This window comes from Rhodococcus wratislaviensis (genome assembly GCF_900455735.1).
Lineage (GTDB): Bacteria > Actinomycetota > Actinomycetes > Mycobacteriales > Mycobacteriaceae > Rhodococcus_F > Rhodococcus_F wratislaviensis.
Window position 1 is genome coordinate 1224717 of sequence record NZ_UAUI01000001.1, and the last position, 23141, is coordinate 1247857.

The following is a 23141-nucleotide window of genomic DNA, read 5'->3' on the forward strand; positions in this document are numbered from 1 at the left end:
CACTGGGTGTTGAACGGTCCGCAGTTCTCGGCACTGTGGGCGCGGACCGGCCAGGACCGCATTCCGTATCCGTTCGAGGTCACGAGCACGCTGGCCACCGCCGACGAGTTCGAGGCGGAGCAGAACCGGATCCGCGCCGACTTCTCCGGACCCGAACACGACCCGCTCGCGTCGGCGCTGCTGGTGCTCGCCGAACCCGACCTCCGGATCGAGATCTCGGGTTCGGCGGGTGCGGACGACGGTAGTGCCCCGATCCGCATGACGGGAGCACTCGCTCGGGGACACGGGGTCGCGGCGGTGCAGCATCCGGGCGCCGACGTGGTGATCCGCAACTGCGAACCATACGACGTCGGCAGGCAGCTGATCGCTCAGCTCCCCGACGCCGACGCGGGCACGGCGGCGGGCGTCGTGGTCCCGCCGACACCGGCCGGGAGCGCCCGGGCGGCCCGGATCCTCGACCGGCCGTCGACGAGCCAGGGGGTCGTCACCGTCATCCGCGGCCCGCGGCACTCACCACGCCCCGTCGGCGGTCTGGCGTGGCGGGACATCGAGGATGACGGCCGGTACCTCGTGTGGGGCGACAGCTCCGTGGCGGTGGAACCCGGGACGTCGTGGGACCTTCTCGACGCCGTCACCCGGCTGACCGGACGGATCGCGGCCGGTCACCCCGTCTGAGCCCACCGCACCCTCCCGCGCTGCGGTGTCGGCGATCGCCGCTACCGTATAGAGCGGAAGTAGGTGATTCGTGGCCGACCCGGACGGAGCAGACATGCAGGACTTCGATCTGGATTCGAGCGTGAACCGCGACTGGGCCGAGTTCCAGCGGCGCCTCGCGGACTATCTGGCAGCGATGCAGGACGAGGACCTTCTGGTCCTCGAATCGGGATTCGAGGAGCTCGACGAATCCCAGGGGCTGATGCCGTGCATCCAGTTCGTCGTGTGGGACGGTGACACGGTGCGCTGCGAGGTGCCGTCGAACCATTACCTGCACCCCGACCGCGCGCTGACCGAGGCCGAGCAGACGTACCTCACCGAGCTGGGCTGGAACCGGCCGACCCGCGGTCCGGACGACGAACCCGACGACGGCTCCCCCGCGTTCTACGTCGACAAGAAACTGTCGTGGTCGGATCAGCTGGCCGCGATGGCCGTGGCCGCGTTCCGCGACGTCTGGGGAATCACGCATCCCGCGTTCCTGAGCACCGAGACGTCGAGCACGGATCCCGAGGCCACGTTCGACCCGGTTGCGGTGCGGCCGCCGCTGGTCGCGCAGCTCGACCCCGCGGCCGCCGTGGTCCCGCGCGACGTCGAGCATCTGCACGAACTGATCACGCTCGCGCTGGTACCGATGCTCGGGCTGCTGCCCGAACGCGACCCGGACGGGGACGTCCCGATCCGGATGGGCAACACCATCCTGTTCGTCGGCCCGCTCGCCGACACCGTCGACGTGCAACTGTTCGCGCCGCTGGTGCACGACATCAGCGACCGCACCCGGGCCGCCGAGGTCACCGCCGACCTCAACCGCACGTGGTCGCGGCTGAAGTTCGTGCTGGTCGACGACCGGTTGTCGGCATTCCTGGAAGTGTCGGGCAATCCGTTCGTCCCGCAGCACCTCACGGACAGCTGCAAGGCGTTCTCCGATTTCCTGCGCACCGTCGACAACGAGTTCGCGTCCCGGTTCGGTGGCGAACTGTTCTTCAACCGGGACTCCGGCCCCGACGAGGAACCCGAACCGGAAGTGGACGCGGCACCCCGCGCCGAGAGCCGGATGTCGTCGACCGACCTGCCGAAGGAACTCCAGACACTGTTCCATCTCGATTCCGGGCCCGGGGAGGACGCCGATCCGGCTGTCGTCGCCGACGTCTGCGGTCACGACCGCGACCGGATCCTCGTGCTCCTGGACACCGGGACCGCCTGGGTGTCCCGGTTGCGTGAGACCGACGATGCGTCGGCGGACCACTGGGAGCGCATCGTCGGCGCCCTGCGCCACGCCCTCCGGACCGTCGTGCTGCCACCGACGGCGAGTGCTCCCGACAGCAAGCCGCGGCCCGAGCAGATGGGACTGTTCACCAACCCCGAGGAGCAGACCCTGTTCGACGATCCGTCGTCCTAGGAGCCGCCCTTTCGACGATCGGTCCGGGTTTCCCGGGATGTGGCGTACTGTCAGCACTATCGGAGCCGTCCAGGTTCCGCATTCAGGGATGGTCCATGGCTGACAAATCGCCCCGCAATTCCATGTCGAAGAAATCCGGTAAGTCGCTGAAGGAGAAGCGCGCCGAGAAGAAGATGAAGACGACCGGACAGAGCGATCCGGAAATCGTCTCGCACGTCAAGAAGCGCTAGCGCCCGTGCGCCTTTCTGGTAGCAGCAGCAACCACAAAGGCGCACAAGCCGTCAGGCGACGACGGACCGCTGGGGGACGCCCGAATACTCGCTGAGCGGGCGGATCAGACTGTTCGACGCGCCCTGCTCGATGATGTGGGCGGTCCACCCGGTGATCCGGCTCATCACGAACATCGGCGTGAACATTTCCACGTCGAATCCCATCAGGTAGTACGCCGGACCGGTCGGGAAGTCGAGATTCGGCGCGATCCCGGTGGCGCCGGACATCGTCTTCTCCAGGATGTCGTACATCCGCACCCACTTCTCGCCGCCGGTGGCGGCGGCGACGTCGTGCAGCGCCGCCTTCATGGTCGGCACCCGCGAGTCACCGTTCTTGTAGACCCGGTGACCGAAACCCATCACCTTGTCCTTGGCGGCGAGTTTGCCCAGCAGCCACTCCTCGGCGCGGTCCGGATCGCCGATCTCGAGCATGTCGTGCATGACGGCCTCGTTGGCGCCGCCGTGCAGCGGACCCTTCAACGCCCCGATCGCCGCGGTGACCGCACTGTAGATGTCGGACAGTGTCGACGTCACCACGCGGGCCGCGAACGTGGACGCGTTGAAACTGTGCTCCGCATACAGGATCAGCGACACCTCGAATGCCGTGACGACGGCCGGATCGGGCACTTCCCCGAAGCACATGTTCAGGAAGTTCTCCGCGAACCCCAGGTGCGAGTGCGGTGCGATCGGGTCCTGTCCGCGCCTGCGCCGGAAGTCGGCGGCCACGATCGTGGGCAGCACCGCCGTCATGCGCAGCGCCTTCGCGAGGTTCTCGGACGGTGAATTGTCGTCCTCCGCCGGGTCTTCCGCACCGAGGTAACTGATCGCCGTGCGCACCACGTCCATGGGGTGGCAGTTGTCGGGCATCTTCGCCAGCAGCGACAGCAGGGAGCGGTCCGCGCGGCGTGCCGCCCGCTCACGCTGGCAGAGCAGTTCCAGTTGCGCGGGGGTCGGGAGTTCGCCGTGCCAGAGCAGGTACGCCACCTCCTCGAAGCTGCAGTGCGCCGCCAGGTCCTGCACCGCGTAACCGCGGTAGGTCAGCGAATTGGTCTCCGGCACCACCTTGGAGATGGCGGTGGTGTCGACGACGACACCGGCCAGCCCCTTGTAGATGGTGGGAATTGCTTCGGTCATGACCCACTCCCCTCGATCCGGAAATTGAAGATGCCGCTGTCGAATTCGTTGTACCGCTCGTAGTCGAGCAGTTCGTAGAGCCGGCTGCGGTGCTGCATCCGATCGAGCAGACCGGCCTGCGTTCCCTCTTCGGCGATCTGCCACAGGCCGGCCTCGGCCGCGTACATCGCGAGCCGCAGCGTGGTCACCGGGTAGATCACTGCGTTGTACCCGATGTCCTGCAGCGTCGTCGCCGAAATCAGCTCGGATTTACCGAATTCCGTCATGTTCGCGAGCAACGGGACGGCGATGCCCGCGCGGAACTTCTCGAACTCCGACTCTTCGGCGAGGGCCTCGGTGAACACGAGGTCCGCGCCGGCGTCGACGTACGCCTTGGCCCGGTCGATGGCCGCGTCGAGCCCCTCGATTCCGCGGGCGTCGGTGCGGGCGCAGATCACGAAGTTCGGATCGCGGCGCGCCGAGGCCGCCGCCCGGATCCGCCGCACCATCTCGTCCGCCGGCACCACCGCCTTGCCGTCGAGATGGCCGCAGCGTTTCGGGTTCACCTGGTCCTCGAGGTGGCAGCCGGCGATCCCGGCGTCCTCGAGGACCGTGACGGTGCGCGCCGCGCTCATCGGTTCCCCGAACCCGGTGTCGGCGTCGATCAGGACCGGCAGGTCGGTGACGCGGGCGATCTGCTGCCCCCGTCCCGCGACCTCGGTCAGGGTGGTCAGTCCGATGTCGGGCAGGGCGAGGTCCGCGGAGACGACGGCGCCCGAGACGTAGACGCCCTCGAAGCCGATCTCCTGGATCAGCTTGGCCACCAACGGGTTGAAGGCTCCGGGCAGGCGCTGCAGCGTGCCCGAGCCGAGCCCGGCCCGGAACGCCTTCCGCTTGTCGGCCACCGACGTGGCCGCGGCGATCAGCCCGGTCATCAGAACAGTCCCTTCGGCAGCTTCGGTGCGCGGGCGAGCACGTCCTCCGTCACGGTGAACGTCAACTGGTCCAGCTCACCGGGCAACAGGTCGGCAGCGCGGTACGCGGCGTCGAGGAAGCGGTCCTGCTCGGCAGGCGCGACCACACCGTCGGCGAGGGTGCGGAACTTGGCGACGTACTGGTCGCGGGCGAACGGCCGGGCACCGAGCGGATGCGCGTCCGCGACGGCGAGTTCGTCGACGAGAACCTCCCCGCTCTTCAGCGTGATCTCGGCACGGGCGCCGAACGCCTTCTCGTCCGGGTCGGTCGAGTGGTAGCGGCGCGTCCACTCCGGGTCCTCGGCCGTGGAGATCTTGCGCCACAACTCCACCGTGTCGGGGCGCTGCGCCCGCTCGGGGGCGTAGGAGCGCTCGTGGTGCCACGTTCCGTCCTGCAACGCGACGGCGAAGATGTACATCACCGAGTGGTCGAGCGTCTCGCGGGAGGCGGTGGGGTCGAACTTCTGCGGGTCGTTCGAACCGGTGCCGATCACGACGTGCGTGTGGTGGCTGGTGTGCAGCACGATCGACGCGATCTGCGACAGATCCCCGATCCGCTCCCGCATCCGGCGCGCGAGGTCGATGGGCGCCTGACTCTGGTACTCGGCCGAGTGTTCCTTGGTGTAGCTGTCGAGGATCGCACGCTTGTCCTCACCTGGGCCGGGCAACGCAACGTGGTACTCCTTGTCCGGTCCGCCCAGCAGCCACGCGATGACACCGTCCTCCCCCTCCCAGATCGGCGACGGAGACCCCTCGCCCCGCATCGCCCGATCCACGGACTCGACGGCCACCTTGCCGGCGAGCGCCGGAGCGTACGCCTTCCAACTGGAGATCTCGCCCTTGCGCAACTGCCGCGTCGCCGTCGTCAGGTGCAGGGCCTGACCGATCGCCTGGTACACCGTCTCCGTGTCGAGGCCGAGTGCGGTGCCGATCCCGGCCGCCGCCGACGGGCCGAGATGCGCGACGTGGTCGATCTTGTGCTCGTGCAGGGAGATTGCGCGCACCAGGTCGATCTGGACCTCGTAGCCGGTGGCGAGGCCGCGTATCAGGTCGCGTCCGCCGAGTCCGGCGTGCTGGGCGACCGCGAGGATCGGCGGAATGTTGTCACCGGGGTGCGAGTACTCGGCGGCGAGGAAAGTGTCGTGGAAGTCCAGTTCCCGCACCGCCACACCGTTGGCCCACGCCGCCCACTCGGGCGAAAAGGTGCCGTCAACACCGAACACAGTCGACCCTGGGCTGTAGGGATGCGACTGCGCCTGCGCCCGGGCATTCGACACGGGGCGGCGGGTCAGTGAGGCCGCGGCGACGGCGGCGTTGTCGATGATCCGGTTGACGATCATCTCCGCCGTCGCTCCGGACACCTCGACGGGGTCGGTGGCCACTTCCGCGATCTTCCAGGCCAGGTGTTCGTTCCTGGGGAACTCCTCCGCCGAGCGTCGCGTGCGTACGAGATGTGTCTTCATCGTGTCCTCCGTGGTCCTCGTCCTTCCTTTCGCACGCTACGCAGAGGTCTCGGGGGCAAGAAAGACCTCGCAAAGGCCTATTCGTGCGTATCGAACCCAGCAAACTTGCGAATGCTGCGAATTCTCGTTGGGTACTGTCTGTGGCGCGGCGAGCAAGGAGTGGGACGCATGAAGAAGATGTACGCCGGACCCCGGCTGCGGCGGCTCCGGGAGGAACGCCGGCTGTCGCAACTGGCTCTCGCGAAGAGCCTCGGGCTGTCGCCGAGCTACGTCAATCAGCTCGAGAACGACCAGCGGCCGCTCACGGTGCCGGTACTGCTCAAGCTGAACGAGGTGTTCGATCTCGACGTCCAGTTCTTCGCCTCCGACACCGATGCCCGGCTGGTCGCGGACGTGCACGAGGCGCTGGTGGACACGTCGGAGTCCGGCGAGGTGTCGCTGGCGGAGATCGACGAACTCGTCGCCCGGATGCCCGCCGTGGGGCGAACACTCGTGATGCTGCACCGCCGGTTGCGGGCGACCACCGACCAACTCGACCAGTTCTCCGCCCAGATCTCCGGGGACGCCGCGCCGGATCCGGCGCACGTGCCGATGCCCTACGAGGAGGTGCGGGACTTCTTCTACGATCGGCGCAACCACATCGGTCGCCTCGACGACGCCGCCGAGGAGATGTTCAGGGGCAACGGACTGACGATCGGCGCGCTCGACCTCCAGTTGGCCCGCATCCTCCGCGACCGGCACGGGGTGACCGTGCGCATCCGCACCGACGAACCGGAACAGCTGGGCCCCAAGCGACTGTACGACGCCGAGGCAGGCACGCTGACGCTGGCCCGACGGCTCACCGCCGGTCAGCGCGCGTTCCAGATCGCGATGCAGGTGGCGTTCTTCACGCAGTCGGAGACGATCGACGCGATCGTCGCGGAGGACGAGTCGTTGACCGCCGAATCCGCGGCGCTCGCGCGAATCGGGTTGGCTCACTACTTCGCCGGGGCGCTGATCCTTCCGTACACGCTGTTCCTGGGCGCCGCCGAATCGCTCCGCTACGACATCGACCTGCTGAGCCTGAAGTTCGAGGTGGGGTTCGAGACGATCTGTCACCGGCTGTCGACGCTGCAACGATCGGGTCAGCGCGGCGTGCCGTTCTTCTTCGTCCGCACCGACCGCGCCGGGAATATCTCGAAGCGTCAGTCCGCCACCGCGTTTCACTTCTCCCGGGTGGGCGGCAGCTGCCCGCTGTGGGTGGTCCACGAGGCGTTCGCGAATCCGGGGAGGATCCTCACGCAGGTGTCGAAGATGCCGGACGGGCGCGCCTACCTGTGGATCGCGCGGACCACCCACAGCGGCGGTCTCGGTTACCTCGCTCCGGAACGGAATTTCGCGATCGGTCTCGGCTGCGACCTCGGGTACGCCGATCGGCTGGTCTATTCGCGTGGAATCCAGACGGACGACCCGAGCACGGTCGTCCCGATCGGCGCGGGCTGCAAGGTGTGCGACCGGCCCGCGTGCGCGCAACGCGCCTTCCCACAACTGGGCCGGGCCGTACTCGTCAACGAGGACAGCAGCGCCCATCTCCCCTATCCGCAGGGCCGGTAGGCGCTCCGCGCCCGTGCGTGCTTAAGGAGTCCGGAGACTCGTCAACCGCTCACGGGCGGTAACGCTGTTCGCAATCGTGACGAATAGGACTTCGGATGCTCCTTCGTTCGGGGTGAGCGCCTGCGACACGGGTGGGGGCACATGAGCGACGGGGCGGACAGGCGCAAAGACCGCTGGACGACGGCACTCGTCGTGGTGTCGATCATGGCGTGCGGGGTGATCGTCGCGGGACTGCTCGATTCCGGATCCGGCACGGCCACTGTCGAGGACGCAGCTGGGCTTCCGTCGTACGTCACCCCGACGGTCGAGTATCCCGTCGACATCCCCGGTTGCGCGACGGTGGAACCGCCGTCGGAAGGGGAAGCCTTCGCCATGTGGGTCGGAGGCGAGCAGAGTTACGACAACCCGCGTTACCCGTGGTTCTCGGCACTCAAGGCCTCGGCCATGACTGCCGCCGTCCAGGGCGCCCTGCCGGAGGCGGTGGAGATCCCCCTCGTCAGCCCCACGGAGTCGTTGCTGTTCGAGCCGATTCCGGAGTACGAGCAGCCACCGGACGTCGAGGACGACTTCGGCGGCGTCACCAGCGCTCGGGGACCACTGCTCCGGGACTCTTCCCCCGGGTCGCTGTGGTTGTCGGTCAGCAAGGCGGACAGGCCGATTCCGCCGTGTGTGGCCGGGGAACTCGACAGTCGCACGACGCTGCCCGACGGCACGGTGCTGGATGCGGACGACACGTGGTCCGAGTACGAGGGCCACCGCACACTGTCCCGGAGTGTCGCCGGCTACTTCCCGGACGGCACCTGGATCCACGCCAACGCCACCGACGAGAACTTCGCCGAGGCCGACCCGGGCAACAAGTACAGCGGCACCATCCCACTGACCCTCGACGAACTCTCCGCCATCGTGCTGCGCCCCGAACTGCGGGTGAGCACACCCGTTCCATCGGGTACTCCACCTCCCCCGACATCATGCGGGTCCGGGATCGGCTCCGAGGACGACGGGCCGGCGCTGACCCGCGCCGATCTGGACAGGCTGAATGCCGTGCTCGACGACGCCTGGCGCGACCGGAATATCGCGCTGTCGAAACCGCTCGGATCGCTGCAACTGGCCGAGTACAGCGACAACGCGGTGTGTGAGAGTGTCGACGTCACCACACCCGGATCCGAGGGGACCCTGCGGATCTCGATCGAGGGTGGCTACACCGTTCCGCCCGAGCCGGACAGGTACGACCCGTCCTACGACCCGCAGGCCGCGAAGGCCACCCGACTGCCGGACGGCTCCGTATCGGAGCGACAGGAGGGGTACACCTCCGCGGCGTCCGACCCCGGTGAACCCGCCGTCGACGAGGCCGGCCGTTACGTGACGCTGACACGGCTGTCGGGCATCCGGGTGTCGGTCAGCTCGACCTCCACGCTGCCGGCCACCCCGCTCCCCTACGAGCTTCTCGAATCCCTCGCCACGACCCCCGGACTGGAGTTGTAGCCGACATGGGCCTCGACACGAGCACCCAAAATCTCTGGGCCGCAGCGCTCGTGGCGGTCGTGACCGTCGCCGGCGCCGTCGCCACCGTGATCGTGCACGAACCGGAATTTCAGGAGGTGAACATCCCCGTGGTCACCGGCTTTGTGGGTCCCGACGCCCCGGAGGCGTCGCCCGGGGCACCCGGCCCCGAGTGGTCGCTGGATGCGGCAGCCACCTACGATCGACAGTTCGCCGTCTTCCGCAACCCTGTGTACGGCAGCGGATTCGACTCGGGCGAGCCGGGATTCGTCGACGCCGGACAGGTGCTGGTCACCATGATCGGGTTGGTGAACCAGCAGACGTCCGGGCTGGACGAGACGCGGTTGGCCGGGGTGGACGCCGACACCGGATCGGTGCGCTGGGAGACGCCGGTCGAGTCGCTGGGCGGGTGCGCCGACACCCTCGCTGCCGGGCGGATGGTCTGTTACACGACTCCCTTCGAGGACGCACCCGTCATCCTGGCGGTCGACACCGAGAACGGCTCCGTGACCCGCACTCCCACCGATTGGACGATCCTCGCGATGACGGCTGCCGACGACTGGCTGTACGTGATGGAAGGCGACCCGGAATCCGACGACATCCGGGTCCACAGCGGTGTGCCCACCGACCCCGATGCCCGCTGGGCGCAGCGGTTCGACCTCGGCTCGGCGTGGGAGCACGCGTTCGGCCACCTCATGAGCACCGAGCACGGTCAGGGTGTGCTCGAACTCGGCGGGGAGGTGGCAGGGTTCGACCTCGCGACCGGGACACCGACGTTCACCCGCACTCTGCCCGACTGCACGCAGTCCGCCCGGGCCACCGAGGGCGGGGTGGTCGTCCGCGTCCACAGCGACTGCACCCTGAGCACGGTGCTGGGCTCCGAGGCCGTCGATCGCACCGGTCGCGTCCTCGCGGCATCGGACGTGGAGGCGGTGCACACCCTCGCAGCCGATCGCCCCGCCGACACCACGATTCCGGTACTGCTCGGTGACGGCGCCTACGACCGGACGACGGGCGAACTGCTGTGGACGAGCTCGGATCTCGTGTCGACGCCGCGAGTCAACACTCCGGAGTCGTACGGCCCGAACACCACGCAAGGTACCGCCGTCGCCGTCCTGGGGGATGTCGCGTTGCTGCGCGACTACGAGGGCAAGACGGAAGCCGCACTCGACCTGAGGTCCGGGAAACGGCTGTGGCAACGAAACTCCGACTCGTACGGCACCGTCGTCGCCGCAGAGGGCGACACCGCAGTGTTGCTCGAATCCGATGTCCTGCGGGCCGAGAACGTCCGGTCCGGCGAGGAACTGTGGGCGCTCCCCCTGCAGACCGTGATCGACGACGACTCGTGGGGCAGCACACCCGTCGTCGCGGCGTCGGACACCCGCCTGGTCTACCTGACGTCGGGGACGATGGTCGGGTTGGGTGCGGCGAAGTGAGTCGCTACGCGGCGGGCCGGACGAAGTGGACGACCTGGCTGACGTTGAGCTGCCACCGCTCCTGAACGGCGAAACCGTAGGACCGCGCGACGCGGAAGTTGGCGCCGAGCGCCACCGGATCACGGGAATCGACGGCGGACCCGGTGTGGCTGTCGACACCCGCGGAGCGGTCGGTCAGCAGCCAGATCGCCGGACAGCTCCTGATCTGGTCCGCGATGCGATCGGGCGCCAGCGTCTCGTCCCACAATCCGCCCAGTTCCGCGGCCGTCGATCCCCGCGAGATGTCGTGGAGGGCGGCGAAGGCGGGCGGATCCACCGCCTCGACGGTGCGCATCGGGCCGGGATTCCACGCGTTCTTCAGGTCGTACAGCACGCAGTCGCCGGGTGCCGCCTCGGATTCGACGAGGTCCGCGACGCGGCTGTAATCCATGCCGCTCGGCTTGGCATACGGTCCGCGCTGCACGAGGTAGTGCGGCAGGGCGACGGCACCGACCAGCGCGAGGATCACCGCGAGAAGGGGCGTCGACCGTCGTCCGGCGAGGCCGGCGATCCACACCGTCGACTGTCCGAGGAGCAGTGCGAACGCGGGGGCGGTGAACGTGAAGTAGCGACCCAGATACACGTTCTGCGACGTCAGCGAATACAGCAGGACCAGCGCGGTGGGCACCAGGAGCCAGGGCACGGCCGTCGCGAGAAGCCCGGGCTGTTCGCCGTCCCGGCAGTCACGCCCACGAACGATGCCGACCGTCACTCCGGCGACGACGAGCAGTCCGGAGACGACGGCGACCGGAAGTGCGTTGTCGAAGTACTGCTCGACGAGCACGATCCACACGAGATCGAAATTCCTGCCGTCGATCCACGAAACCTGATCCGCCTGCGACTGCACCAGCACGATCACCGGCGCCGCGATCGCGATGCCCGCGCCTGCCGCCAGGAGGAAGGACCCGACGCAGCGACGTCCGGTCCTCGTCATCGCGAGCGTCGCGACGTGCGCGGCGACGATCAGGATGCTGTAGAGGAACACCGTGGTCGACACCGCGACGAGCAGCGTGTACAGCACCCAGGCGGTGCCCGCCCGCCGGCGCACGGCCACGACGAACACGACGGTCACCCACACCGCCAGCGCCGCGGACAGCGCGTACGAGCGCGCCTCGATGCCGGCGGACGTCACCCGCGGCAGGATCGCGAACACGAGCGCCGCGACCAGCGCCACCCGTCGCGTCGACACCAGCTTTCCGAGCACGACGAGCCCGGCGGCGCCGATCCCCACGGCCACCACGCTGGGCAGTCGCACCCAGAACTCGGTCAGGGGGACGAGGCGCAGCCACGCATGCATTCCCAGGTAGTACGCGCCGTGGACGGCGTCGACGTCGAACAGCAACCGCACCATGTCGGGGATGTCGCGCCCCGCGACCGAGACGGTGGCCGCCTCGTCGTGCCAGAACGACGGCGACCAGGACCGGAAGCCCGAGATCGCGACCGCCACGAGTCCGAGGAGGAGCGGGTCGCACCATCTCGTGAACGCCCGGGTTCCCCGCTCCGCACCGGTGGGCCGCGACTCACTGGCCAGCACGGGCGGGGGCGACGTCATCTCGCGGTTCCTCGAGGTAGGTGAAATCAATGACCTACATGGAGACCGTTCCGGAGTGCGTCCCCGTTACTACCCGGCGGGCGAGTCCTGCGCACCGAGCCGCCACAGCGACGTCACTTCCCGCCTGCGCGCGGCGTGCAGCGCATCCGAACGGTCGGCGACCTTGCCATGCCGGGGCGCCACGTCGCGGCGCCCGAGGACGGTCAGTCCGGCGTCGGCGATCAGGGTCAGCAATTCCTCGCGGGTCCGCAGTCCGAGGTGCTCGGCGATGTCGGACAGGATGAGCCAGCCCTCTCCCCCGGGCTCGAGGTGCTCGGCCAAGCCGCCCAGGAAACCGCGGAGCATCCGGCTGTCCGGGTCGTAGATCGCGTACTCGATCGGCGACGTGGGGCGGGCGGGAATCCACGGCGGGTTGCACACGACCAGCGGTGCCCGGCCCTCGGGGAACAGATCCGTTTCCACCACCTGCACCTGACCGGCGTAGCCGAGCCGGTCCAGGTTCGCCCGGGCGCAGGCGAGCGCGTTCGCGTCGAGTTCGGTCGCGATCACCTTCTCGACGCCGCGGTGCGCGAGGACGGCGGCCAGCACACCGGTGCCGGTGCCGATATCGAACGCCGTTACGAGGGACGGGAGCGGGGTGTCGGCGACGAGGTCGACGTATTCGCCGCGAATCGGTGAGAACACGCCGTAACCGGGGTGGATGCGAGCCCCGAGGGCGGGGATCTCGACGCCCTTCTTCTGCCATTGGTGGGCGCCGATCGCCCCGAGCAGGTCGCGCAGTGTGGTGACCGACGGCTGGTCTGTGGGTCCGTACGCCTCGAGCACCGCCTGCCGGACGTCGGGGGCGCGTCGCAGCGGGACGGTCTGGTCGGCGTCGAACGGCACCAACAGCATCCCCAGGATCCCCGCCCGCCGCGACTGCGTCTGCCGGTGCAGGTGGAACGCGGTGGCGGGGTCGGTGGACGTTTTGCGGGTCTTGCGGTCGGTGCGGGCGGCGACGGCGGTGCCGAGTTGGCGGGCGTTGTGGAAGTCGCCGCGCCACAGCAGCGCCGTCCCCTCACACGCCAGGCGGTAGGCCTCGTCGGCGGTCATCGAGTCGTCGGCCACCCGGATCTTCTTCGGGGGCGTCGCCCCGCTGGTGGACCGCCACACCGCCGAATGCTCGGTGCCGTCCTCGGTCCAGCGGACGAACTCGGTTTCCATGAGGGAGAGCCTAGGCCTACGGCCCGTGAGTGGTTAACGAGTGCAGGCACTCGTTAACCACTCACGGGCGGCGGAGCCGCCTCACCGGAGGGTGAGAACACTTTTCCCGACGGTTCGGCGGTGTTCGAGATCGAGCAGGGCCTCGGCTGCCGCATCGAACGGGTACCGCGTCGGCTCCGGAATCGTCAACGCGCCCGACGACAGAAGTGGGAACAATTCGCTCCACTGCGCGGACAATCGTCCGGGGTCCTCGGCCCACCACGAGCCCCACGCGACTCCCACTGCGGACGCGTTCTTCAGGAGCAGTCGGTTCACCTTCACCGTGGGGATGCCCCGGCCGGTGAAACCCATCACGAGAATCCTCCCGCCCGTCGCCAGGGATCGGACGCTGTCGGTGAAGCGATCGCCCCCGACCGGGTCGACCACGACATCCACACCGCGGCCGTCGGTGATCGCGAGGACCTCGTCCCGCCAGTTCCCGGTGGCCACGACATCGGAGGCGCCGAGACCCCGCACGTATTCCGCCTTCTCCTCACTACTGACGACCGCGATGGTCCGCGACGCGCCGAGGTGAGGTGCCAGTGTGATCGCGGCGGTGCCGATGCCTCCCGCCGCGCCCTGGACGAGTACCGACTCACCCTCCTCGAGGCGTCCACGACGAACCAGCGCGAAATGCACGGTGAGGTAGTTGAACAGCAGTGCGGCGCCCGCGGACATCGAAATCGTGTCGGGAAGTGGAAAAGTCGTCTCCGGCGGCAGTGCGACGACGTCGGCCATCGCGCCCCCCACACCGGTCAATCCGACGACCCGGTCCCCGGGGGAATATCCGCTGCCGTCCGGCGCTGACCGCACGATCCCGGCGACCTCGCCGCCGGGGACGAAGGGAAGTTCCGGCTTGTACTGGTACAGGCCCTGGGTGAGGAGAAGATCCGGGAACGACACCCCGACCGCGTGAACCTCGACCAGGATCGCGAATTCGTCCGCGACGGGCTCGTCGACCTCGACCGGGGCGAGCGCCCGGGGACCGTCGAGCGCGGTGACCCTCATTGCGCGCATGCGGTTGCCCCTGTTGATGTGGTCGGGAGTTCGCGGACGGCCGCCCGGCGCAACTTGCCGACTTCGGTGCGCGGGAGTTCGGGACGGAAGTCGACGACTTTGGGTGCCGCATAGGGTCCGACCCGCTGCGCGACAAGGTGTTTCAGTTGCGTGACGAGGTCGCTGTCGTCGGCCCGGGTGTCCGCGCGGACGACGACAACCCGGACCACTCCGCCGCGGATCGGATCGTCGTACGCGACTGCCGCGGCGTCGGCGACCGCCGGGTGCTGCAACAGCGCGTTCTCGACCTCGACCGGGCTGATGTTGTGGCCCGACGCGATGATCATGTCGTCGTCCCGGCCGAGTATCTGCCACCGTCCGTCAGGGTCTGTGACGGCCCGGTCCTCGGTGAGGAACACGTCGCCGCGCCAGCGGTCGGCCCACAGATCGGGGGCGTTCTCGTACCCGCTGGACATCTGGTGCCGGGGCCGCCGTACCGCGATCAGGCCCGGTTGGCCCTCTGCCACCGGTTGACCGTCCCGGTCCGCGAGGAAGGTGTCGAAACCCGGAATCGTGGCGGACATCCAGCCCGGACCGGACCGCGTTTCGGTGCCCTGGGTGTCGCCCAGCAGCATGCCCACCTCGGACAGTCCGTACCCGTTGCGCACGGCGGGCGCACCGGTGCCGGCCCAGGCCGCGGCGACCGCGGCGGTCAGTGGTTCGCCGGCAGCGGCAACGGTGCGGAGCGTCGGCGGCACCCCGTCCTGCGCGAAGGTCGCCGTCAGTCGCCGCAACGCGGCCGGCGCGGTGGTGAGGATCGTGGCCTTCTCTTCCCGGATGACGCGATGCCAGGCCTCGGGGACGAACTTCCCGGAGTACATGACGCGTGGCACGCCCAGCGCCATGACGGCGGCACCGGTGCTGTACAGCCCGAATGCCCACGCCGGATCCGACGTCGAGAAGACGACGCTGTCGCGGGTCGCCCCGAGAACACTCTTCGCGTAGGGCAGGACGGAGACGAAAGTGGCGTGGGTCATGGTGCACGCCTTCGGTGTTCCGGATGTTCCGCTGGTGAACAGCAGGGTGGCGGTGTCCCCGAGTGCCGTGGTCGCGAGCGGGCCGTCGGCGTCGGCCCGCTCGACCTCCGTCCAGAAGGACCGGTCGCCCGTGCCGGCCGCGACGTCGCCGACGACGAACACGGCCGGATCGAGTCCGTGGGTCGCCTGCGCCTCCGCGAGCGCCGGTCGGTACCGCTGATCGACCACGATCGCGCGGACTCCCGCCGCGTCGAGGCGCAGGCCGATCGCGTCCGGGGCGAACCCGCCGAACAGGGGCACGTACACCAGCCCGGAGCGCCACACCGCCAGTGCGGTGATCCAACTCTCGACCTGCCGCGAGAGCAGTCCGCCGACGCGATCTCCCCGCTTCAGCCCCGCGCGGGCGAACACCCGTGCCGCCTTGGCGGCGAGCCTGTCGAGTTCGCGGTACGTCCAGCGGTCGGCCGAGCCGTCCTCGTGCCGGACGGTGAGCGCCACCCGGTTCGGGTCGGTCGCATAGCGGGTGCAGATTTCGTGGGCGGTGTTGAAGTCGCCACCGAACGGGTCGCGGTCCAGCAGGGATTCGATGTCCTGCCAGGCGCCGGCGAGTGCGGACGTGGCGAGTCTGTCGAGAGGCATCAGTGATTCACCTTTGCAGTTTTCGTCAGGGTCAGGACCAGCACCGTGATGGCGCACGCCGCGGCGATGTACGCGGCCAGGGCCCACGACCCGTCCGTCTCGGCAGCGATCGCCACCGCGATGAACGGTGCGGGAGCGCTGAAGACGACACCACCGAACTGATAGGCGACGGACGCGCCGGTGTACCGGACTTCGGCCGGGAACAGACCGGTGACGTATCCGGCCACCGCGGAATAGGTGACGGCGTGACCGATGGTGATTATCAGAATCATCGCCAGCAGGACGGCGACACCCGCGCCGGTCGACAGCAACCAGAAGAACGGATACGCGATCGCCGCCATGTAGAGGGACCCGTAGATCAACATCTTCCGTGCTCCGATCCGGTCCGCGATCATCGACGCGTAGGGCACGGACAGGATGTCGAGGACACACGCGACGAGGATGCTCAACAGAATCGTCTGCCGCGAGATTCCGAGTTCCTTCGGACCGTACGACAGGACGAAGACGGTGACAAGGTAGAACGGCACGAGGGAGGCGGCCTGGGTGAGAATCCCGACGCCCAGCGCGCGCTTCTCGCCCCGCAGGACCGCGAGGATCGGGAAGTCGGCAATCTTCTTGTTGCGCTTGACGTTCTCGAACTCCGGCGATTCGACGACCTTCAGTCGCACGTACATTCCGACCGCGACCAGCCCGGCGCTGGCCAGGAACGGCAGCCGCCATCCCCATGCCTGCACCTGATCCTCCGGAAGCTGCTCGACCACGAGGAACGCGAGCGTCGCGAGTACGAGTCCGGCAGGAACGCCGGCCTGAGGCCAGCTGCCGTAGAACGCCCGCTTCTCGCGCGGTGCGTGTTCGACGGCCATCAGTACCGCGCCGCCCCATTCTCCGCCGACCGCGAAGCCCTGTGCCAGGCGCGCGAGGACGAGCAGCACGGGCGCCGCGAGACCGATCGCTCCGTAGGTGGGGATGAGTCCGATCGCGACCGTCGACGAACCCATCAGCACCAGGGAGAACACCAGCATCTTCTTGCGGCCGATCCGGTCTCCGAAGTGCCCGAAGACGATCGCGCCTGCGGGACGCGACACGAACGCGACACCGAATGTCGCGAACGCTGCCAGCGTTCCCGACAGCGGACTCAACGACGGGAAGAACGCCTTGCCGAATACCAGGGCGGCCGCGGTCCCGAAGATGAAGAAGTCGTACCACTCGATCGCCGTTCCGACGAAGGACGCGAAGGCAACCTTCCGGGGTTTGACCCGCGTGACCTCCAGGTCGTCGATGACTCTCATATCGAATCTCCCATCGCTGCTGATGTGGGGCGGTGCGGTTGCCGTGTGTCCATCCGGTGCCACCGCGGTTGTGAGCGGGCCGTCGGGCCTCGTCCGGGGTTCGCCGATCGGACATCGTCCGCGCCGTCACCCCGTGTGGCCACGGTCACAGGTCTAGCACATCCCGGACGTCGACCGCAAGACATCTTGTACCGATCGATCCATATTCTGACCTCGCGTAGTAAATGATCATATGCGCTGTTCAACGAGATGTTTGCAATCATCCTGGACTATTCTTGGATCGATCAGTACATTTTCGTTCATGAACGAGAACGATCACGACGACACCCGCGTCGCGCTGGTCTCCGGCGGCTCCCGCGGCATCGGGGCCGCCGTCACCACAGCCCTGACGCAGCGCGGCTGCCGAGTGGGATGCACGTACCGAACCGGTCGTGACGACGCCGAGAAGCTCGCCGCAGACGCCCCCGAACAGGTGCTCCCGATCCGCTTCGACCTGCACGACGACACCACGGCGCCCACCGCGGTGGAACGCGTCGTCACCCACTGGGGACACCTCGATTCGCTCGTCCTGAACGCGGGCCAGTGGTCGGGCGGGCGGCTCGTCGAGACGGATCCGGACGCCTGGTGGAGCGTGATAGAGACGAACCTCCGAGGCACCGTCGCCCTCGCCCGGGCCGCCCTGCCCCACCTCGCGCACGGCAGGTCACCCAGCATCGTGCTGGTGTCGTCGGTCGTCGGCCTGATCGGTCACCCCGGCGACACCGCATACGCGGGTGCGAAGTCCGCGATGATCGGCTTCGGTCGGTCGCTCGCCAAGGAGGTCGCGCGTGACGGCATCCGGGTCAACGTGCTGGCCCCCGGCTTCGTCACCACCGACATGACCGACGCGGTGCCCGACTCCGCACGCAGGCGCATCGAACGAGAAACCGTCCTCGGCCGATTCGGCACCGTCGACGAAATCGCGAAGGCCGCAGTCTTTCTCAGCGAAGACGCCACATTCTGCACAGGCTCCGTCCTCACTGTCGACGGTGGCTGGGCGCTGTGACACACCACGACCGCAACGACCAACAACGAAGGGAATCAACACCATGACCGCGACACTCACGCATTCGGTCGGACTTCCGGAGTCGGAGTACCTGACGCTCCGGGACCGCATTTTCGAGGCGATCTGGTCCGAACTCGATCCGCTCGAACAACGGATCGAGGACGACGAGCAGGTTCCACACGACATCGTCATGCCCATCCTCGAGCGGATCGGGGCACTCGGCCTGCTCGTCCCCCGCGAGTACGGTGGCAGCGGCCTCTCGATCGCCCAGTACCTACCGATCATCGCCGAGTTCGCGAAGGTCCAGGGCGGGCTCCGGGTCATCGTCCACGTGCACAACTCCTTCGCCCACGCGCTCTCCGAGATCGGCAGCGACCGGCAGAAGGCGGACGTGCTGCAGGGCACGGCCACGGGCCGGAACTCGGTCGCGTTCGCGTTGACGGAGCCGGGTTTCGGGACGGGCGCGGACCTCGGGTCGACCGCGGTGCGCGACGGCGACGACTACGTCCTGAACGGCGAGAAGTGGTTGATCACCAACTCGGACATCGCCTCTCACTTCATCGTCTTCGCGAAGACGACCGCCACGGACGTCTCCGCGTTCCTCGTCCCCCGCGAGACCGAGGGTCTCTCGATCGCAGCGCTTCCCGAGACGATGGGGTGCAAGGGCACCGAGCACGGACGCGTCACCCTCGATTCCGTCCGCGTTCCCGCCACCGCCCTCGTCGGCGCCGAAGGACAGGGAAACGAGCACCTCGAACGCGCACTGGAGATCAGCCGCGTATTCATCGCCGCGAGTTCGCTCGGCACGTCCGAGCGCGCCCTCGAACTGTCGATCGCCCACGCGAAGAGCCGTGTCACGTTCGGCAAGCCGATCGGCACACGACAGGCCATCCAGCGCTACCTGGCAGAGATGGCTACCGACGTCTATGCCCTGCGCGGGATCCTGGCCGACGCTGCACAGAAGTGGGATGCGGGCGAACGCATTCCAGCCGAGGCCAGCATGTGCAAGCTGTTCGGTCTCGAGGCCGTCGGCCGGGTGACCGACCGGGCACTGCTCATTCACGGCGGAATCGGATACACGCGCGCGCACCCGATCGAGCGCCTCTACCGCGACGCCCGCCTCAATTGGCTCGAGGAGGGGACACCGACGATCCAGTACCTGGTCACCGCGGGACGTCTGCTCGACGGGTACGCGTTCTCCGACGCCTTCGAGACGTCGCGCAATAACTGACATCAGCCGCCCTGCGGCCGGGAACGGGCGCAGGGCGGCACCACGCTCTCGAAGGAGACGAACAATGACGGACCACGACCCCACCGTCCTCGTCGCGGGGGCACGAACCCCGTTCGGACGCTTCATGGGATCGCTGTCGAGCCTGAATGCCCAGGAGCTGGGTAGCCACGCGATCGGTGGTGCGCTGCAATCCGCCGGCGTCGACGCACACGCCGTCGACCACGTCGTCATGGGTCAGGTGCTCACGGCAGGCAGCGGCCAACTGCCGGCGCGTGTCGCGGCGGCGGCCGCCGGAATCCCCATGACGACACCGGCACTGAACATCAACCGGATGTGCCTCTCCGGAATCGACGCGATCACGCTGGCGCACCAGATGATCGTCGCCGGCGACGCCGACATCGTGGTCGCCGGCGGTCAGGAATCGATGAGCGCTGCGCCGCACCTCCTGAGGAACAGTCGTCGCGGGCACAAGTACGGCGACACGGTTCTGATCGACCACCTCGCGTTCGACGGGCTCCAGGACGCGTTCACCGGGTCGTCGATGGGGGCGCTGACCGAGTCGAGGAATCCCGAGTACGGGACCACCCGGCAGGCCCAGGACGAGTGGGCCGCACGCTCGCACCGTGCGGCCGCACGCGCGCGCAAAAACGGTGTCTTCGCGGCCGAGATCGTTCCCGTTCCGGTCACGTTCGGTCGGGGTGAATCGACCGACGTGGGCCACGACGAGGGCATCCGGGCCGACACCTCGGCAGCGGACCTCGCCGGCCTGCCTCCCGCTTTCGCCGCCGGCGGCTCGCTGACGGCGGGCAACTCGTCACCGATCTCCGACGGGGCCTGCGCCGTCGTGGTCACGCGGAAGTCGACGGCCGTCCGGCTCGGACTGTCGTGGCTGGCCGAGATCGGATCACGCGCGGTGGTCGCCGGGCCCGATTCGGGTCTGCACGAGCAGCCGTCGAACGCCATCCAGGCCGCGTGCCGACGCGAGGGGATCGCGCCGCGCGACCTCGATCTCGTCGAGATCAACGAGGCGTTCGCCGCGGTCACACTCGTCTCGTCCGAACGCCTCGGTCTCGACGCGGACCGGGTGAACGTCAACGGCGGCGCGATCGCGCTCGGCCACCCGATCGGCGTCTCGGGGGCACGGATCGTCCTGCACCTCGCGCTCGAACTGCGACGCCGCGGCGGTGGCGTCGGCGCAGCGGCGCTGTGCGGTGGCGGCGGCCAGGGGCAGGCCCTGATCGTGCACGTCGAACGGTGATTCGATGAGCACCAAGTACGACCTCAACCGCGCCGAAATTCTGCGCGTGTCCGCCGAGCTGTTCGCGCGGTCGGGCTACCACGGCACCGGGATCGCCGACCTGGGCACGGCGGTGGGGCTCGGCCGCGGGGCGCTCTACCACTACATCGGCAGCAAGGAGGAGGTCCTGTTCGCGATCAGCAGCCGGCAACTCGCGCAGATGAACGACGTGGCCGACGAGCTCGCCCTGACCGAACCGGATCCGGAGCGCCGCCTCCGCGGTCTCGCCCGGGCCCTGCTCCGCAACATCGCCGAACACCGCGCGGAGTGGACGGTCTTCTTCCGCGAGTACCACGCCCTGACCGGCGATCGGCGTGCGCGGGTCGTCGCGGCACGCGAACGGTACGAATCGCATTGGCGGCACGCGTTCGACCAAGGTGTCCGGGAGGGGGTGTTCACACTGCTGCCGCCGTTGATGATCAAGGGTGTGCTGGGCATGTTCAACTACAGCTACCTCTGGCTCACCGCCGACGGGGCCCGCACCCCCGAGGAGATCGCCGACGGGTTTCTCGACGCCCTGATCACCGGGCTGGCCGTGCCGAACCCGTGATCCCGGCCGTCTAGACTCACATCTTCGACCGCCGGGAGACAAAGGGGCCCTTCGATGAGCGACAAGTACGACGCCAACCGGGACCGAGTCCTGCAGGTGGCCGCCGAATTGTTCGCGAAGTCGGGCTACCACGGCACCGGGGTCGCCGAGATCGGTGAGGCCACCGGGCTGGGCCGGGGCGCGCTGTACCACTACATCGGCAGCAAGGAGGCGATTCTCTACGAGATCAGCAGCCGGCAACTCGCGCAGATGAACACGGTCGCCGACGAACTCGCGCTGTCCGAGGCGGATCCGGAGAAACGGCTGCGTGGCCTGGCACGGGCGCTCATGCGGAACATCGCCGAGCACCGTGCGGAGTGGACGGTCTTCTTCCGCGAGTACCACGCCCTGACGGACGAGCGTCGGGATCGCATCATCGCCGAACGTGAACGCTACGAGTCCCATTGGCGGAACGCGCTGGAGCAGGGCATCCGCGACGGACAGTTCCGCGCTCTCCCGCGGCTGATGGTCAAGGGCCTGCTGGGCATGTTCAACTACAGCTACCTCTGGATCACCCCCGCGGGCGCCGAGACACCCGAGGAGATCGCGGACGAGTTCCTCGACGCGGTCGTCACGGGGATGCGGGCGTGAGGCGCTTCGCGCCCGTGCGCGGTTAGCGAGTCTCTGCACTCGTTCGCCGCGCACGGGCGGCGGAGCCGCTGGCTTGGACGCACCAAGCCAGTGAGGACTATCCTCGTCGCATGAGTCCGTTGCCGGCAACCCCTGCCCGTTGCTCCATCGCGCGCACCCTCGAACTCCTGGGCGACAAGTGGACGCTGCTCATCATCCGCGACGCCTTCTGGGGCCACAGCCGATTCTCCGAGTTCACCCGCAGTCTCGGGGTGGCGTCCGACGTGCTCACCGCACGGTTGGCGATGCTCGCCGACGAAGGAATCCTCGAACGCCGCGCCTACCGCCAGGAAGGGTCGCGGGAACGTCTGGAGTATGTGCTGACCGAGAAGGGCAAGCAGCTGCATGTCGTGATCGGTGCACTGGGCCAGTTCGGTCGCGACCATCTGCCGCGTCCGGGTAGCACCTCCCCCGAGTACACCGACGAGACCACCGGCGAGGCCGTGTCCCTCGCTTTCGTCACCGACGACGGTCGACGTGTTCCGGCATCGGCCGTGCATGTGCAACGGGGAACGCCGGCGGGCGAGTCGCAGGGTTAGCCGCACCGCCCACCGCACACTCACGAAAACGAGCACGCGACCTCGTCATATCCGTGCTAACTTGGAAATACCAAGTTAGCGAGAGGCAAGGAAACCATGTCTGTACAACACGGAGTTCACGCAGTCGAGAATTTCTGGGCCCGGGTGTGGCAGTCACCCCAGGAGCCTCACGCGATCGACGAACTCGTCGTCGACGATTTCGTCATCGTCACCGGTGGAGAGGCGATCCGCGGCCGTGACGCCTTCAGGGAATGGGTGCTGAAGTTTCAGTCGACCGTCGAGGATCTGGAGTTCATCCCCGTCGAAACGTTCCAGAACGAGGACGGTTCCCGCGTCGCGTCGCTGTGGGAAATGACCGGCCGCAATCGCGGATTCATGGGCACCGAACCCGACGGGCAACCCATTCATCTGACGGGCACCGCGGTGTGGAACGTCCGGGCCGACGGGATGCTCGAATCCAACCGCGTCGAGCGCAACGCCTGGGAGCTGCACCGGCGGCTCACGGCCTAGGCGCTTCGCGCCCGTGAGTGGTTGACGAGTGCAGAGACTCGTCAACCA

21 protein-coding genes are annotated in these 23141 nt (G+C 68.2%); 13 read left to right on the plus strand and 8 right to left on the minus strand.

Annotated features, from left to right (window positions below; translation table 11 throughout):
• Positions 1–6: 6 nt before the first annotated feature.
• From DTA22_RS05660 to DTA22_RS36680, 3 genes are all read left to right on the plus strand, one after another.
• Positions 7–675 (plus strand): ESX secretion-associated protein EspG, encoded by a 669-nt coding sequence (locus tag DTA22_RS05660; protein ID WP_112298888.1) that lies wholly within the window; start codon positions 7–9, stop codon positions 673–675.
• A gap of 70 nt (positions 676–745) precedes the next feature.
• Entirely contained in the window at positions 746–2110 is a 1365-nt protein-coding gene (locus tag DTA22_RS05665; RefSeq protein WP_112298722.1) for a T3SS (YopN, CesT) and YbjN peptide-binding chaperone 1, read from the plus strand.
• Positions 2111–2205: 95 nt separating this feature from the next.
• Positions 2206–2340: a hypothetical protein gene (locus tag DTA22_RS36680; protein WP_255221341.1), complete on the plus strand. Its 135-nt coding sequence runs from the start codon at positions 2206–2208 to the stop codon at positions 2338–2340.
• A gap of 51 nt (positions 2341–2391) precedes the next feature.
• On the opposite strand, the gene DTA22_RS05670 is transcribed toward DTA22_RS36680, so the two are convergent.
• The 3 genes from DTA22_RS05670 to prpD are packed head-to-tail and all read right to left on the minus strand — an operon-like array spanning position 2392 to position 5929.
• On the minus strand, positions 2392–3513 hold the full coding sequence (locus DTA22_RS05670; protein ID WP_112298723.1) for a bifunctional 2-methylcitrate synthase/citrate synthase: 1122 nt from the start codon (positions 3511–3513) through the stop codon (positions 2392–2394).
• Positions 3510–4427, minus strand: coding sequence for a methylisocitrate lyase (prpB, locus tag DTA22_RS05675; RefSeq protein WP_112298724.1), 918 nt, complete (start codon positions 4425–4427; stop codon positions 3510–3512). The genes DTA22_RS05670 and prpB overlap by 4 nt, the downstream gene beginning before the upstream one ends.
• On the minus strand, positions 4427–5929 hold the full coding sequence (prpD, locus tag DTA22_RS05680; protein WP_112298725.1) for a 2-methylcitrate dehydratase PrpD: 1503 nt from the start codon (positions 5927–5929) through the stop codon (positions 4427–4429). Before prpD ends, prpB begins: the two co-directional genes overlap by 1 nt.
• A gap of 168 nt (positions 5930–6097) precedes the next feature.
• Here prpD and DTA22_RS05685 point away from each other — a divergent pair, with 168 nt between their 5' ends.
• From DTA22_RS05685 to DTA22_RS05695, 3 genes are all read left to right on the plus strand, one after another.
• Positions 6098–7522: a short-chain fatty acyl-CoA regulator family protein gene (locus DTA22_RS05685; protein WP_112298726.1), complete on the plus strand. Its 1425-nt coding sequence runs from the start codon at positions 6098–6100 to the stop codon at positions 7520–7522.
• Positions 7523–7663: 141 nt separating this feature from the next.
• Entirely contained in the window at positions 7664–9004 is a 1341-nt protein-coding gene (locus DTA22_RS05690; RefSeq protein ID WP_112298727.1) for a hypothetical protein, read from the plus strand.
• A 5-nt stretch (positions 9005–9009) separates the two neighbouring features.
• The gene (locus tag DTA22_RS05695; protein WP_112298728.1) at positions 9010–10458 is read left to right on the plus strand and encodes an outer membrane protein assembly factor BamB family protein; all 1449 of its coding nucleotides are present in this window, start codon (positions 9010–9012) and stop codon (positions 10456–10458) included.
• Positions 10459–10462: 4 nt separating this feature from the next.
• Here the strand turns inward: DTA22_RS05695 and DTA22_RS05700 are convergent, their stop codons facing one another.
• The 5 genes from DTA22_RS05700 to DTA22_RS05720 all read right to left on the minus strand — a co-directional run bounded on the left by DTA22_RS05700 (position 10463) and on the right by DTA22_RS05720 (position 17252).
• Complete coding sequence (locus DTA22_RS05700) at positions 10463–12049, minus strand: glycosyltransferase family 39 protein (protein WP_112298729.1); 1587 nt, start codon at positions 12047–12049, stop codon at positions 10463–10465.
• Positions 12050–12118: 69 nt separating this feature from the next.
• Complete coding sequence (locus DTA22_RS05705; RefSeq protein ID WP_112298730.1) at positions 12119–13252, minus strand: methyltransferase; 1134 nt, start codon at positions 13250–13252, stop codon at positions 12119–12121.
• An 81-nt stretch (positions 13253–13333) separates the two neighbouring features.
• The gene (locus tag DTA22_RS05710; RefSeq protein WP_112298731.1) at positions 13334–14308 is read right to left on the minus strand and encodes an NADPH:quinone oxidoreductase family protein; all 975 of its coding nucleotides are present in this window, start codon (positions 14306–14308) and stop codon (positions 13334–13336) included.
• Positions 14296–15963 carry an AMP-binding protein gene (locus DTA22_RS05715; protein WP_112298732.1) on the minus strand — a complete coding sequence of 556 codons (1668 nt, stop codon included), beginning with the start codon at positions 15961–15963 and terminating at the stop codon, positions 14296–14298. Before DTA22_RS05715 ends, DTA22_RS05710 begins: the two co-directional genes overlap by 13 nt.
• Positions 15963–17252, minus strand: a complete 1290-nt coding sequence (locus DTA22_RS05720; RefSeq protein ID WP_112298733.1) for an MFS transporter — start codon at positions 17250–17252, stop codon at positions 15963–15965. Before DTA22_RS05720 ends, DTA22_RS05715 begins: the two co-directional genes overlap by 1 nt.
• 301 nt (positions 17253–17553) lie before the next feature.
• On the opposite strand from DTA22_RS05720, the gene DTA22_RS05725 reads away from it, so the two are divergent.
• From DTA22_RS05725 to DTA22_RS05755, 7 genes are all read left to right on the plus strand, one after another.
• On the plus strand, positions 17554–18297 hold the full coding sequence (locus tag DTA22_RS05725; RefSeq protein WP_037226970.1) for an SDR family NAD(P)-dependent oxidoreductase: 744 nt from the start codon (positions 17554–17556) through the stop codon (positions 18295–18297).
• A 43-nt stretch (positions 18298–18340) separates the two neighbouring features.
• Positions 18341–19528 (plus strand): acyl-CoA dehydrogenase family protein, encoded by a 1188-nt coding sequence (locus tag DTA22_RS05730; protein ID WP_112298734.1) that lies wholly within the window; start codon positions 18341–18343, stop codon positions 19526–19528.
• Positions 19529–19592: 64 nt separating this feature from the next.
• A complete protein-coding gene (locus DTA22_RS05735) occupies positions 19593–20786 on the plus strand; it encodes an acetyl-CoA C-acyltransferase (protein WP_112298735.1) in 1194 nt (397 codons plus the stop codon).
• A 4-nt stretch (positions 20787–20790) separates the two neighbouring features.
• The gene (locus DTA22_RS05740) at positions 20791–21375 is read left to right on the plus strand and encodes a TetR/AcrR family transcriptional regulator (RefSeq protein WP_112298736.1); all 585 of its coding nucleotides are present in this window, start codon (positions 20791–20793) and stop codon (positions 21373–21375) included.
• Positions 21376–21429: 54 nt separating this feature from the next.
• The gene (locus DTA22_RS05745; protein WP_005252730.1) at positions 21430–22005 is read left to right on the plus strand and encodes a TetR/AcrR family transcriptional regulator; all 576 of its coding nucleotides are present in this window, start codon (positions 21430–21432) and stop codon (positions 22003–22005) included.
• A 110-nt stretch (positions 22006–22115) separates the two neighbouring features.
• Positions 22116–22583: a winged helix-turn-helix transcriptional regulator gene (locus DTA22_RS05750; protein WP_112298737.1), complete on the plus strand. Its 468-nt coding sequence runs from the start codon at positions 22116–22118 to the stop codon at positions 22581–22583.
• Between the two features lie 96 nt (positions 22584–22679).
• On the plus strand, positions 22680–23093 hold the full coding sequence (locus DTA22_RS05755; RefSeq protein ID WP_037226956.1) for an ester cyclase: 414 nt from the start codon (positions 22680–22682) through the stop codon (positions 23091–23093).
• Positions 23094–23141 lie beyond the last annotated feature (48 nt).